The following is a 13,088-nucleotide window of genomic DNA, read 5'->3' as shown; positions in this document are numbered from 1 at the left end:
TCCGGATTCGCACGAAGACGTCCCGAAACCGACAAGGTCTAACCTTAGTAGCGTTGTGAAGGACGGGTGCCTGGTGAGACGCTGACGATTGAGGTCGCAAGATTCATCGGTGCTCCTGAGACGTTGGGGATGATCTCGGAAATGAAGAAACCGAATGCTGTGCCATATGTCTGGGCGGCCGCGCTGATCGCAGTTGCGATCTGGGGCGTGACCGGGACCCCGCAGATGGCACATACCTCCGCCAGCACGCATCTGGCTCGGGCGAGATAGACCGTTTTCCAGCGAAGTGGATTCCCCCTCGCGTCGAGAAAGCGTGTCTCAGCAGCCTAGAGCTTTGGCCGCAGCGAGCGCTGCATTTCCATCGTGTAGGTGTAGCGTCCTTCCGGGTGCGTGGTGATGGTGACCTCGAACAGTTCCTCGCGCAGGCCGTAGTAGCGGCGTACCACGGTGAGCGCCGGCGAGCCGGTCTTGACCCCGAGCGCCTTGGCGATCGGCGCCGGCATGCCGCGCACGAAGATTTCCATCTGCGCGCGCTCGGTGACCTGGCCGTACATCCTGGCGATCTGCTCGTGCACCGGGGTGCGGCCGTGGTCGGGCCGGGTCACGACATCGGCGAACCGGCGCAGCACGTAGATCTCGGTCCAGCCGAGCGGCGCGGCGAACTGGTCGGAGCGGCGCACGGCCTCGATCAGGAACCAGCTCTTGCCGGGCTCGCATTTCAGAAGCGCAGCCAGCTTGCGGTCGGCGACGATGTCGCTGCTGCCGACCACGTCGCGGTAGGTCTCGTTGGAATAGCGCAGCCACTCGCCGAGCGACTTGACGCTGTGGGTGAACAGCACCGGCGGCTCGGAGGCGATCACCACCGAACCGAGGCCGGCGCGGCGTACGATCAGGCCCTGGTCGATCAGGATGCGCAGCGCTTCGCGCACCGTTTGGCGGCTTGCCTGATAGCTCGCCATCAACTCGGTTTCGGTCGGCAGCAGATTGCCGACCGCGTAGGTGCCGAGACGGATGTCCTTCTGCAGCCCGGTGGCAATGTCGCGGTAGCGGGACGATCTCGCCCTCTCCGGTTGTTCAGGCATGGCGGATCACTGGTATGCCGTATGGCAGGCAACCGGATATCCAGACTGCATCGACTGCAACGCGGCCTCGAACGCGGCGAGCGTCGCCAGCACATCTGCTTCGGGCACCGGGAACGGCTGTTTGCGTTCGATCGCGTCGGCAAAGGCCGAAAGTTCCGCGGTGAGCGTATTGACCGCCGGATAGCGTGTCGTCGCGGGCGCCTCGCCGGATTTCCGTAGCACCATCGTCCCTTCGTCGAGCACCTCTGCGGATCCCCTCGTCCCGAACACATGCACGCGCCAATAGAACGGTGTTGCGCGGACCGTAGCAAGGGTTGCACTCACGCCATTCACAAATTCAATCGCTAAAGTTGCAGTATCGAGCGGCGGGGGTCCGGCCTCGCGTGCACTCAACCGGGCATAGACCTGGCGCGCGGGGCCGAGCAGGCTGACGAAGCCGTCGAGCACATGCAGTCCCGCGCCGGTCAGCCCGCCGCCCGGCGACTCCGCGGGCGACAGCCGCCAGCCCTGCGTAATGCCTTGCGAGTTCTCGTTGCTGTTGTGGCCCTCGACATGCATGATCGTGCCGAGCTCGCCGCCGGCGACCATCGCGCGCAGCGCCTGCATCGACGGCCAGAACCGGCGGTTATGTCCGACCGCGAGCAGCACGCCGGCGTTGCGGCAGGCTGCGAACATCTCGGCCGCATCGCTGCGCTTGAGCGCCAGCGGCTTCTCGCAAAACACCTGCTTACCGGCCGCGGCGGCCGCGATCACCTGGCTCCGGTGCAGCGAATGCGGTGTTGCCAGCAGCACGGCATCGATCTCGGGCTCGGCCAGCACGGCCTCGAGGCTGACCGCAGGGGACAGACCGTGCGCTGCGCAAAAGCTCGCGGCGGCGCTTATGTCGGGTTCCACCGCGCGGACGATCCTCAGCCGCGGCTCGCTCTGCGCAGCCTCGACCAGCGCGCGGCCCCAGCGGCCGAGGCCCGCGATCGCACAATTGATCATGAGTGGTCCCTGTCCTGATCGCGTTCGGCACGGATAGCCTCGATGACAGCGGCGCTGTCGCTGTCCGGGCCTCGAAGCACGATCGCCTTGCGCAGCAGCTCGGCCTGCACCGAGGTCAGCGGCAGAGGCAGGCCGTGCCGGCCGGCCTCCTGCAGGATCAGCTCGGCGTCCTTCAGGGTCTGCGCGATATGCGATTGCGGCGAGAAATCCCGCGCCAGCATCTTCGGTCCCTTGCTGTCCATCATTCTGGAATATGCCGCCGATTGCCGCGCGGTCGCAAGGAACGTCGCGCCGTCGAGGCCGAGACTCTCGGCAAACGCAATGCCTTCGGCGAGCGCGGCGCGGTTGTTCTGCAGGATCAGGTTGATGGCGAGCTTGGTGCGGCTGGCACTGCCGATCGCGCCGACATGGATGCGCTGCGGGCAGAGGATGTCGAGCGTCGCCGCTGCGGCAGCGATGACGTCGCGATCGCCGGCGACCAGCGCGGTGGCCGTGCCCGCGCGCACCTCGGCGCTGGTGCCCGAGAGCGGTGCTTCGATGAAGGAGAGGCGCGAGCGCGCGGCGAATTCGGCGATCGCCGTGATCTCGCCGGGCGCGCAGGTGGTGGTGCAGATGAGGAGCGGCGGCGGCTTGGCGTTCGCGAGGTCCGGCAGCAAGCCCGTGACCTGGGCCGCGTCGTACACCGCAATGACGATGGTCCGGCAGCGCGCCGCCACGTCCGCGGCGAAGGTCGCGAACTCGGCGCCGCTGGCCCGCAACCCGTCCGTCTTCGCCGCATCGATGTCGAAGCCGATCACCCCGACGCCCGCTTCGATCAGCCGCGCGGAAAGCGCTGATCCCATCAGGCCCAGGCCAATCATGCCGACCGGTGTCTCGCGAGCCATGATGCGGCGGAGCTCTGGTCTATTGCGGCTGGATGCCGGCCGCCTTCACCTCCGCCGACCAGCGCACGACCTCGCTCTTGACGAATGCGCCGAACTCGGCCGGCGCCAGCGGCGCCACCGTCACGCCGACATCGGCGAGCTTCTTCCTGGTCTCCGGCATTGCGAGGTATTTGGCGCACTCGGCGTAGATCTTGTTGACCACCGGTTCCGGCGTGCCGGCGGGTGCGAACAGCCCGTACCAGATGGTGGCCTCGAAGCCGGGCATCGCTTCGGAGAGCGCGGGCAGGCCGGGCGTCAGCTCGTTGCGGGTCGCCGATGTCACGGCGATCCCGCGCAAGGTGCCGCCCTGCATCTGCGGGATCGCGACCGAGAAATCGCCGAAGGTCAGGTCGATCACCCCTGCCATCACGTCGGTCATCGCCTGCGGCACGCCGCGGTATGAAGCTGCGATCAGCGACAGGCCGCCGCGCGACTGCAGCTGCGCGATCGAGATCTGCGATGCGCCGGAGCCGTAGCCGGCGGTCAGATTGGGGGTGGCCTTGGCGTAGGCGAGGAACTGCGGCAGGTCCTTGGCCGCAAGCTTCGGGTTGACCAGCAGCACCATCGCCGTGGTGGTGGTGCGGATCACCGGCGCGAAATCCTTCACCGGGTCGTAGGGCAGGCTCTTGAGAGTTGCGACATTGCTGGCGTGGGTGGTGTTGGTGCCCATCAACAGCGTGTAGCCGTCGGGCGCGCTGCGGGCGACCTCCTGGGCGCCGATGCTGCCGAGCGCGCCGGCGCGGTTCTCGATCAGCACGGTCTGGCCGAACGCGTCCTGCAGATGCTGGCCGACCAGCCGCGCGACATTGTCGGGCCCCGCGCCGGCCGGAAACGGCACGATGATCCGGAGCGGTCGTTGCGGGAAATCGTCCGCTGCCCGCGCCGGCAGGGCTGGAAGCGCAGCGAGCAGGACGACGAGCAGCCCCAGCCGTAACTTCATCCCGGTCCCCTCCGCTTCTGCTTTTGGCCAATTTATACGGACAAATGGCTCGGAAGCGCAAGCGTCGAGCCTGTCGGAATGTTGAGGTGCGTCATATTTATCCGTATAAATAGCCCATACAGGGGAGCCAGACGACGATGGTGGACACCAGCGATCTCCACGCCCGCGGGCTGCGCCGGCGTCAGAAGATGTTCGGCGAGGTCGATGTCGCCAAGCGGATGGCGGCCGCGGGCGATTTCGGCACGCCGCTGCAAAACATCATCAATGCCTACGTCTATGGCGACGTCTGGGAGCGCAGCGGGCTGTCCGACCAGATCCGCAGCCTCGTGATGCTCGGCATCACCGCGGCGAGCAGCAAGCCGACCGAGTTCCGGGTTCATGCCAAGGGCGCGCTGGCCAATGGCTGCACCGCCGCGCAGGTGCAGGACGTGCTGCTGCTGGTCGCGATGTATTGCGGCATTCCGGCCGCGATCGAGACCAGCAAGATTGCAGCCGAGGTGTTCGGCGAGGCGCCTGCGGAGGGGTAGGGCACGGACCCGCGCCGTGATAGGGACGTTGCCGACTGCGACCGGCAACAGGATCTGCCCATGTCCGCCTTTCCGACCTCGACCACCGTGCTCGATTCCGTGCTGTTTCGCGATGCCTTCGGCACAAGCGCGATGCGCGAGGTGTTTTCCGACCTGCGGCTGCTGCAACGCTATGCCGAGGTCGAAGTCGCGCTGGCAAAGGCCGAAGCGCGCTGCGGCGTGATCCCTGCGGAAGCGGCCGAGGAGATCGCAAAGCGCACCGACGTCGCCGCGTTCGATTTCGACCTGCTGCGGCAGGAGACCGACATCGTCGGCTACCCGATCCTGCCGCTGGTGCATCAGATGGCCAAGCAGTGCGGCGAGGCGGGCCGATATGTCCATTGGGGCGCGACCACGCAGGACATCATGGACACCGCCGTAGTGCTGCAGCTGCGCGACGGCCTGAAAATCGTTGAGGACGATATCAGCGCGCTGCGCGGCATCCTCGCCGATCTCTCGAAACGATACCGCGACACGCCGATGGCCGGTCGCACCCATCTGCAGCAGGCGCTGCCGGTGACCTTCGGCTACAAGACCGCGATCTGGCTCGCCGCCTTCGATCGCCACGCCGCGCGGCTGGCGGAGCTGAAGCCGCGCGTGCTGGTCGGTCAGTTCGCCGGCGCCGCCGGCACGCTGGCCTCGCTGGGCGACAAGGGCTTCGAGGTCCAGCAGGCGCAGTGCGAGGAGCTCGGGCTCGGCGTGCCGGTCGCCACCTGGCACGTCGCGCGCGACGGTCTGGCGGAAGCCGTGAATTTCCTCGCGCTGGTGACGGGAACGCTCGGCAAGATCGCGCTCGATATCATGATCATGGCGTCGACCGAATTCGGCGAAGTCTACGAACCGTTCGTGAAGGGACGCGGCTCCTCCTCGACCATGCCGCAGAAGCGCAACCCGATCTCGTCGGAGCTGATGCTCGCCGCTTCCAAGGCGGTGCGTCAGCATGCCGGCCTGATGCTGGACGCGATGGTGCAGGATTTCGAGCGCGCCACCGGCCCGTGGCACGCCGAATGGATGGCGATCCCGGAAAGCTTCGTGCTGACCGCAGGCGCTCTGCACCAGGCCAGGTTCGCGCTTGGCGGCCTGATCGTCGACGAGAAGCGGATGGCCGGCAATCTCGACATCAGCCGCGGGCTGATCGTCGCCGAAGCCGTGATGATGGGCCTTGCGCCCGCGATCGGCAGGCAGGAGGCGCATGATGTGGTCTACGACGCCTGCCGTGTCGCCAACGACAGGGGTCTGACGCTGGCCGAGGCGCTGGCGGCGGATGATCGCGTCACGAGCCGGATCGACCGGGCGACGATCGACCGCCTCACCGCGCCGAAAAACTATCTCGGACTCGCGCCCGCGATGGTCGATCGGGTGCTGGCTTCAGTGAAGCGGTAAAATTCGACGCAATTGCTCGCCGTCGCGTGATCGGGCGCGGCGGGCGGGAACCTTGCGGATGCGGCTCGAATTGGACTACGAATCCTTAAATGCCCTCAAACGACACGGCCGGACGCTTCATGACCGCACATCAACGCAACCTTTCCGCCTCGATCGATCCTGTAAAACTCGATCGGCTCGCCGAAGTCGCGATCAAGGTCGGCCTGCAACTGCAGCCGGGGCAGGATCTGCTGCTAACGGCGCCGGCGGCGGCGATGCCGCTGGTGCGGCGGGTGGTGGAGCACGCTTACAAGGCCGGCGCGGGTCTTGTGACCCCGTTCTTCTCGGACGAGGAACTCACCCTGGCGCGCTACCGCTACGCCAACGACGCAAGCTTCGATCGTGCCGCGGGCTGGCTCTACGAGGGCATGGCGAAGGCGTTCGGCGCCAACACCGCGCGGCTTGCGATCGTCGGCGACAATCCGATGCTGCTGTCGGGCGAAGACCCGACCAAGGTGGCGCGCGCCAGCAAGGCGAATTCGATCGCCTACCAGCCGGCGCTGGAGAAGATCGTCAATTTCGACACCAACTGGAACATTATCGCCTATCCCAGCACGTCCTGGGCGAAGCAGGTATTCCCCGATGATGCCGAGGACGTCGCGGTGGCGAAACTCGCGGATGCGATCTTCTCCGCGTCCCGGGTCGATCAGGACGGCGCCGTCGCCAACTGGGAGAAGCACAATGCCAGGCTGCGCGAGCGCACCGAATGGCTGAACGGCCAGCGCTTCCACGCGCTGAAATATTCCGGTCCCGGAATGGACCTCACCATCGGCCTTGCCGACGGTCATGAATGGGAAGGCGGCGCGTCGACCGCCAAGAACGGCATTGTCTGCAATGCCAACATTCCGACCGAGGAGGTCTTCACCACGCCGCACTGCCGCCGTGTCAGCGGCCACGTCGTCAGCTCCAAGCCGCTGTCCTATCAGGGCACGCTGATCGACAATATCTCGGTCAAGTTCGAGGAAGGCCGCATCGTCGAGGCCAAGGCCTCCCGCGGCGAGGAAGTGCTGAACAAGGTGCTCGACACCGACGAGGGCGCGCGCCGCCTCGGCGAGGTCGCGCTGGTGCCGCACTCATCGCCGATCTCGAAGAGCGGGCTGTTGTTCTTCAATACGTTGTTCGACGAGAACGCCGCCTCGCACATCGCGCTCGGCCAGTGCTACTCGAAATGCTTCGTCAACGGCGACAAGCTGACGCCGCAGCAGATCGCCGAGCAGGGCGGCAACAAGAGCCTGATCCACATCGACTGGATGATCGGCTCCGCCCACACCGACATCGACGGCATCCACGCCGACGGCCGCAGCGTGCCGGTGTTCCGCAAGGGCGAGTGGGCGTAAGGCGCGGCTACCAAAGCTTGCGCGCACGCGCGGCGATCAGGTCGCCGCGCGGCGCACTGAAGCGGCAGGTCTCGTGCTGCGGCCGGAAGCCGAGGCGGCGGTAGATCTTCAGCGCGGGCGCGTTGCGGCTCGAGACGTTGAGCCAGCAGGGATGCTCGACCGACACGTCGTGTGCGGCCAGCACGCGGTAGACGAGGAGTTGGCCGAGCCCGCGTCCCTGCCGCGCCGGGTCGACGGCGACCGACTCGATCCACATCGAGTTCCGCTCCGGCTCGGTCAGGCAGAAGCCCGACATCTGGCCATCCTCCGACGCGATCCAGACTTCGCTCTCGGTCAGGACCTGCGCCATCTCCTCCGGCGAATACCGGCGGAACGCGGAGTCCGAGGCATAGGCAGCGTTGTGGATGCGCGCCACCTCGCCGGCGCAGGCGGTGACGTCACTGACCTGCTCGATGGTGGCGCGGGCCGCCGCGAGCGTGCGTGCCGGCTGCAACGGCTCGACGCATTTCATCCCGATCTCTGACTCGAGATGAACAAAGCCGAAGGCGCCCACGAAGGCCATTCCCGCCGGCCAATCGCTGCTCACCAGCGTCTGGACAGTGAGATCGGGATCGGTGTCGATCGCAAGCACGTCGTCGAACAGCGCGAGGCCAATCCGGCGGTGCCGCATCTCCGGCGCGACGACGATCTTGAGGAACCGGGAATGATGCGCGCCCTGATCGCGCAACGATGATTCAGCCAAGCCGATGAGCCGCCCATTCCGCTCGGCAATGCGGAAGTCGCGGCCGCCACGGTTCTGCGGCAGTTTCAGGAACTGGTCCCACTGCGGCAGCGTGACAGGGCCCAGCCGCGGTTCCACCGCAGCCGCCTTTGCGTAGAGTTCGACCACCGCTTCTGCATCAGCCTCACGAAGCGGCCGGATGGTGATGCTGTCATCCATGAGTCGGAAGTTTACCCGATATCGAGCCGATAGACATCCTTTGCCGTCTGCAAGAACAACGCCGTCTTCTCGGCTTCGCTATATTGTGATGCAAGCCGTTTAAAGGTGTTGAAGATCACCTGATAGCTGCACTGTCCCTTATCAGGTGGGAAGTTGCTTTCGAACATGCAACGGCTCGGGCCGAAGGCCTCGATGCAGGTCTCCACATAGGGTCGCCAGGCGGCGGCGAGTTCCTCCGACGAGGGCGGCCTGGGGCGCAGGTGGAAGTCGTAGCCGAGCAGGCACATCGCCAGCCCGCCGAGCTTGACCACGACGTTCGGGCATTTGGCGATCTCCTGGATCGACGCCTTCCAGACCGGAAAGGTCTCCTCGCGCTTGCCGGCGAAGCGGCCGGTGCCGACCGGGCCGCCGCAATGGTCGAGCACGATCCGGGTGTCGGGAAAGGCCCGGGCGAGGTCGGCCAGTTCGCCGATCTGCGGGTGGAACAGCCAGGCATCGAAGCTGAGGCCGAGCGGCGCCAGGCAGGCGAACCCCCTACGAAAGGTGGCATCCAGCAAGATGCCCTTCGGGCGGTTGGCATACATGTGGGCGACGTTGGGGTCCTCGTCCCAGGCCGAGGAGTGGCGGATGCCGCGGAACCGGCCGTTGCCGGCGGCTATCTCAGCCTCCAGCACCGCCTTGGCCTGGTCGCCGATCAGAAGGTTAACGTGGCTGACGATGCCGGCGCAGATCGCGGCCTTGCCATAGCCGCCGCTCGCCGCCATCGCCGCGACGCCGTTGGCGAACTCGACCTCGCCGACCGGGCGGAGCGCCTCCGGCCCGTCGGCGCGATACATCGACCGGCAATCGACATAGACGGTCGCCACGATGTTGTGGCCGGAGGCAATGTCATCGCGCATCTCCTCGATCAGATAGCGCAAGCCCCCGCGGTCCCAGAGATGATGGTGCGGATCGACGATCGGCCTGTCAGGATCGATGATCTCCTCGGTGTATTGGGCGAGCCAGTCTTCGCGCGGATTGGCATAGAGCCCGCTCGCAGAGGCGGGCAGAGTGCTGGCCATGGATGATGCTCCCTGTTCTTGCTCTTGTCGGCCGCCGATCCGATGTCGGCTGTGGAGAGGATAACGAGGCGTGCGAGAGCAGGTCAAATGCGCAGGCGTGGCGCCTCGTGCCCTGTCACCATCGACGCCACGCCGGCGCCAGCGAACTGGACGAGGCTTCCGGCGATCATCGAAAGCAGCAGGCCGTGGCTGCCGCCGCTTAGCATGCACCGAGCATCGCGGCCCCGAGCCAGTGCGATGCGCGCATGGCAAAGGGTTTACGCCGAAGCATATCGTCCATCGCGGATCCTGCTATTCGATGTCGGGTTGGGCGTTCAGGCCCTGGTGGCGGGCCGCTTGGCGCGGGCGCGCTGCTGTGGCGAGACCTTGGGTCGCGTGCCTGCCGCGACCCACTCGTCGTAGAACTCGATCTTGGCGTCGACCAGCGCGAGCGCTTCGGTCCATTTGTGGTGATCATGGCCCGGACGCGGAGCTGGTGCTCGGCGAGCAGCGCGCGGCGCTTGCGCAAGGTCGCGCTGCCCTGCTTCACGAGCGTGGTATAGTCGCGAAGCTGCTTGATCGACATCCCGGTCAAGCGCAGCCGCTCCATCAGATCCAGCCAGCCAATGTGATAGTCGTTGTAGACGCGGCGCCTGCCGCGGTCTCTGACGACGCCGGGCATCAGGCCCTGCGCTTCATACCAGCGGATGGTATGCACGCTTCGGCCGGAGCGCCGCGCGATGTCGCCGATGTAGAGTGTGTTCGGCGTCGCCTGCAAATCAGGTGTCCGGGCGTCCATCACAGATAAACCGCCTTCATCGCGCCGGCCGGATAACGCTCACCTGCCGCGGCGCCGGCCGGGATGGCTGCTGAAATCCGTGCCAGCTCGTGCGGCGAAAGCACCACGTCGAGGGCGCCGATGTTCTCGTCCAGCCGGCTGCGCTGCTTGGTGCCGGGAATCGGCACGATGTCCTGTCCCTGTGCCAGCAGCCAGGCGAGCACGAGCTGAGCCGGTGTGCAATTCTTCTCACGTGCGATCGTCACGATGCCGCTGACGAGATCGCGGTTGCGGACAAAATTATCGCCGGCGAAGCGCGGATGGTCGCCGCGGCGATCGCCCGCGATGTCGGCCGGCGACTGGATCTGCCCGGTCAGGAAGCCGCGGCCGAGCGGCGAATAGGCGACGAAGGCGATACCGAGCGCACGCGTCGTCTGCAGGGTCTCCTCGGCCTCGCTGCGGTACAGCAGGGAATATTCGGTCTGGACCGCGGCCAGCCTGTGCACCTTGTGCGCGCGGCGAATGGTTTCGGGGCGCGCCTCGCACAGGCCGAGATGGCGAACCTTGCCTTGCTCGACCAGACGCGCCATCGCGCCGACCGTATCCTCGATCGGGACGTTCGGATCGATGCGGTGCTGGTAGTAGAGATCGATGGTTTCGATGTTGAGCCGCTTCAGGCTCGCCTCGCAGGCTTGCTGGACATAGGCGGGCCGTCCGTCCACGCCCTGTCCGGTCGCGGTCTTCACCTGACCGAATTTGGTCGCGATCACGACCCTGTCGCGCAGGCCCTTCAGCGCGCGGCCCAGCAATTCCTCGTTGTGGCCCCAGCCATAGAGATCGGCGCTGTCGAGGAAGTCGATGCCGCGGTCGATGGCGTAGCGGATGAAGTCGGGCGTCGCCGTATCGTCATTGGCGCCGTAGACGCCGGATAGTGACATGCAGCCGAGCCCGACGGCGGAAACCTGCGGGCCGTCATTGCCGAGCCTGCGGTGCGGGAGCTTGCTTGAAGGTGTCATGCGGTTGGTCCTCGTGGCCGGGTGTTGCCGGACGATCCCGAGTGAACAAGCTAGAGTATACTCTAGGTCAAGTGCGAAAAGTGCAGGCGCACGAAATCGTGTCAGGGGGCAGTCGGGCGCCTTATACCCCGTCGAGGATGATCACCGTCGGCGTCCCCGGCAGTGTGTCGCGCGAGATTCGCAAGGTACGCTCGCCGCCGCGGCGGTCGATCTCGAATTGCTGGCCGATCAGGCGCATGAACTCGTCGAGCGGGGTGGCGAACCGGTGCATCGGCAGCACGACGGCGGCGCGCAACCGCCTGGTGATCTCGGAGATGCCGTCGAGCGACATCGTATAGGTGCCGTCGATCGGCACCATCACGATGTCGAGCCGGCCGATCGCCGCGAAATGGCTGTCGTCGAGCTTGACGTGGAGGTGGCCGAGATGGCCGATGCAGAGGCCGGCGACCTCGAAGATGAAGATCGAGTTGCCGTCCTTGATCATCTCGCCGCCGGAGCCCTCGCCCCAATAGCGGCGAATGTCGGTGGTGACGTTGCGGATATAGACGTCGCCGATCCGCATCCCGTAATGCGCGGCCTGGCCGTTCTCGCCCCAGCCATGCAGCACGTAGGGAATCCCGGGGTCGGGAAACAGCGTGTAATGCGTCTCATGGGCCCGGTTCATGGTCGCGACGTCGGGCAGCCGCCCGGTCCGATAGACGCCGTTGTAGTCGGTCGCGATCCTGATGCCGCCGGGCGTGTCGATGTAATAGGTGGAATGGCCGGCATAGGTGATCGCGACCTCGTCGGCTTTGGCTGCGACACGCCGGTCGTTCACCGGGACGGCGCGGGGCGATGCATTGGCCATCGCCAGGCATTCGCTGCGCTGGGCGTCCTGCGCCAGGGCGTGGCTGGTGAATGTTCCCAGCAGGACGAGCGCGGCGAGCAATCTCAGCATGACCTGTTCCGCCTTCGGCGATATCCGCCGGAGCGAGAGTATCGCGCAATTGGCGTGCCGTCATGATGAGGCGGGCGCATCGCTCCATGGCGTTGGCTGCAATGCGATCCGGGCGATTATTGCGTTGGCAGGCGCTATCATGCCGCGCAGATCACAGCGATCAGGGAGTTCTGCGTGACTGACAATAGCTCCGCGCCGCGCGCATCATCCACCAAACGGCTCGAGCCATTGCGCCATGTCGATGCAGGCGTGCTCGACATCGCCTATTACGAGGCGGGTCCCGCCGACGGTCCGGTCGTGATGCTGATGCACGGCTTTCCCTACGACATCCATTCCTATGTGGATGTCGCCCCGATGCTGGCGGCACAGGGTTGCCGGGTCATCGTGCCCTATCTGCGTGGCTACGGCCCGACGGCCTTCCGCGACAAGGCGACGCCGCGCTCGGGCGAGCAGGCGGCGGTCGGGGCCGACCTGATCGCGCTGATGGATGCGCTCGGCATCAAGCGCGCGGTGGTCGCCGGGTACGATTGGGGCGGCCGCGCCGCCTCGATCGGTGCGGCGCTGTGGCCGGAACGATGCATCGGGCTCGTCTGCACCAATGGCTACATGATCCAGGATATCGCACATGCGATGGTGCCGGCGCGGCCGGATCACGAAGTGGCGCTGTGGTATCAATATTACTTCCAGCTCGAGCGCGGACGCGCCGGGCTTGCCGCCAACCGGGGCGGCATCGCGAAGATATTGTGGGCGCAATGGTCGCCGAGCTGGGCGTTCGACGACGCCTGTTTCGAGCGCACTGCCATCGCATTCGACAATCCGGACTATGTCGACGTCGTGATCCACAGCTACCGGCATCGCTTCGGCCTCGCCGATGGGGACCCGCAATATGCGGAAGTGCAGCGGCGGCTGGCCGCATTGCCGGTGATTACGGTCCCCACGATCTCGCTCGATGGCGCCGACGACGGCGTGACGCCTGCGCGCGACGGCAGCGCCAGCGCGGCCAAGTACACTGCCCGCCGGGCGCATCGCGTGATCCCGGGCGCCGGGCACAATCTGCCGCAGGAAGCGCCGGAGGCGTTCGCCGCGGCGGTGATGGAGCTGGTGAAGGGTTGATTTGGTT

Annotated in this window: 13 protein-coding genes; 4 read left to right on the top strand and 9 right to left on the bottom strand. The window is 66.2% G+C overall.

The features are described 5' to 3' along the window. Positions 1-326: 326 nt before the first annotated feature. The 4 genes from ACVW1C_RS17000 to ACVW1C_RS16985 are packed head-to-tail and all read right to left on the bottom strand — an operon-like array spanning position 327 to position 3,932. Positions 327-1,082: a GntR family transcriptional regulator gene (locus ACVW1C_RS17000; protein ID WP_456759408.1), complete on the bottom strand. Its 756-nt coding sequence runs from the start codon at positions 1,080-1,082 to the stop codon at positions 327-329. 6 nt (positions 1,083-1,088) lie between these two features. Continuing rightward, a complete protein-coding gene (locus ACVW1C_RS16995) occupies positions 1,089-2,069 on the bottom strand; it encodes a Gfo/Idh/MocA family protein (RefSeq protein WP_456759407.1) in 981 nt (326 codons plus the stop codon). Beyond that, a complete protein-coding gene (locus ACVW1C_RS16990; protein ID WP_456759406.1) occupies positions 2,066-2,953 on the bottom strand; it encodes an NAD(P)-dependent oxidoreductase in 888 nt (295 codons plus the stop codon). Before ACVW1C_RS16990 ends, ACVW1C_RS16995 begins: the two co-directional genes overlap by 4 nt. Before the next feature lie 19 nt (positions 2,954-2,972). After that, positions 2,973-3,932: a Bug family tripartite tricarboxylate transporter substrate binding protein gene (locus tag ACVW1C_RS16985; RefSeq protein WP_456759405.1), complete on the bottom strand. Its 960-nt coding sequence runs from the start codon at positions 3,930-3,932 to the stop codon at positions 2,973-2,975. A gap of 137 nt (positions 3,933-4,069) precedes the next feature. Here ACVW1C_RS16985 and ACVW1C_RS16980 point away from each other — a divergent pair, with 137 nt between their 5' ends. The 3 genes from ACVW1C_RS16980 (at position 4,070) to ACVW1C_RS16970 (ending at position 7,257) form a co-directional block, all read left to right on the top strand. Next, positions 4,070-4,459, top strand: coding sequence for a carboxymuconolactone decarboxylase family protein (locus ACVW1C_RS16980; protein WP_097670965.1), 390 nt, complete (start codon positions 4,070-4,072; stop codon positions 4,457-4,459). 60 nt (positions 4,460-4,519) lie between these two features. After that, a complete protein-coding gene (pcaB, locus tag ACVW1C_RS16975; protein ID WP_456759404.1) occupies positions 4,520-5,881 on the top strand; it encodes a 3-carboxy-cis,cis-muconate cycloisomerase in 1,362 nt (453 codons plus the stop codon). Between the two features lie 119 nt (positions 5,882-6,000). Then, entirely contained in the window at positions 6,001-7,257 is a 1,257-nt protein-coding gene (locus ACVW1C_RS16970) for an aminopeptidase (RefSeq protein WP_456759403.1), read from the top strand. Between the two features lie 7 nt (positions 7,258-7,264). Here ACVW1C_RS16970 and ACVW1C_RS16965 read toward each other — a convergent pair whose 3' ends face one another. The 5 genes from ACVW1C_RS16965 to ACVW1C_RS16945 all read right to left on the bottom strand — a co-directional run bounded on the left by ACVW1C_RS16965 (position 7,265) and on the right by ACVW1C_RS16945 (position 11,968). Next, on the bottom strand, positions 7,265-8,197 hold the full coding sequence (locus ACVW1C_RS16965; protein WP_456759402.1) for a GNAT family N-acetyltransferase: 933 nt from the start codon (positions 8,195-8,197) through the stop codon (positions 7,265-7,267). An 11-nt stretch (positions 8,198-8,208) separates the two neighbouring features. Next, complete coding sequence (locus tag ACVW1C_RS16960) at positions 8,209-9,258, bottom strand: amidohydrolase family protein (protein WP_456759401.1); 1,050 nt, start codon at positions 9,256-9,258, stop codon at positions 8,209-8,211. A 199-nt stretch (positions 9,259-9,457) separates the two neighbouring features. Continuing rightward, the gene (locus ACVW1C_RS16955; protein ID WP_456759400.1) at positions 9,458-10,036 is read right to left on the bottom strand and encodes a MerR family transcriptional regulator; all 579 of its coding nucleotides are present in this window, start codon (positions 10,034-10,036) and stop codon (positions 9,458-9,460) included. Beyond that, on the bottom strand, positions 10,036-11,031 hold the full coding sequence (locus tag ACVW1C_RS16950) for an aldo/keto reductase (protein WP_456759399.1): 996 nt from the start codon (positions 11,029-11,031) through the stop codon (positions 10,036-10,038). The genes ACVW1C_RS16955 and ACVW1C_RS16950 overlap by 1 nt, the downstream gene beginning before the upstream one ends. A 121-nt stretch (positions 11,032-11,152) precedes the next feature. Beyond that, the gene (locus ACVW1C_RS16945; RefSeq protein WP_456759398.1) at positions 11,153-11,968 is read right to left on the bottom strand and encodes an MBL fold metallo-hydrolase; all 816 of its coding nucleotides are present in this window, start codon (positions 11,966-11,968) and stop codon (positions 11,153-11,155) included. Between the two features lie 174 nt (positions 11,969-12,142). On the opposite strand from ACVW1C_RS16945, the gene ACVW1C_RS16940 reads away from it, so the two are divergent. Next, entirely contained in the window at positions 12,143-13,081 is a 939-nt protein-coding gene (locus tag ACVW1C_RS16940; RefSeq protein ID WP_456759397.1) for an alpha/beta fold hydrolase, read from the top strand. Positions 13,082-13,088: the final 7 nt, after the last annotated feature.

This window comes from Bradyrhizobium sp. USDA 4011, from assembly GCF_054063415.1.
The sequence above is the reverse complement of the archived record's forward strand: the minus strand, read 5'-3'. Positions and strand labels throughout refer to the sequence as shown.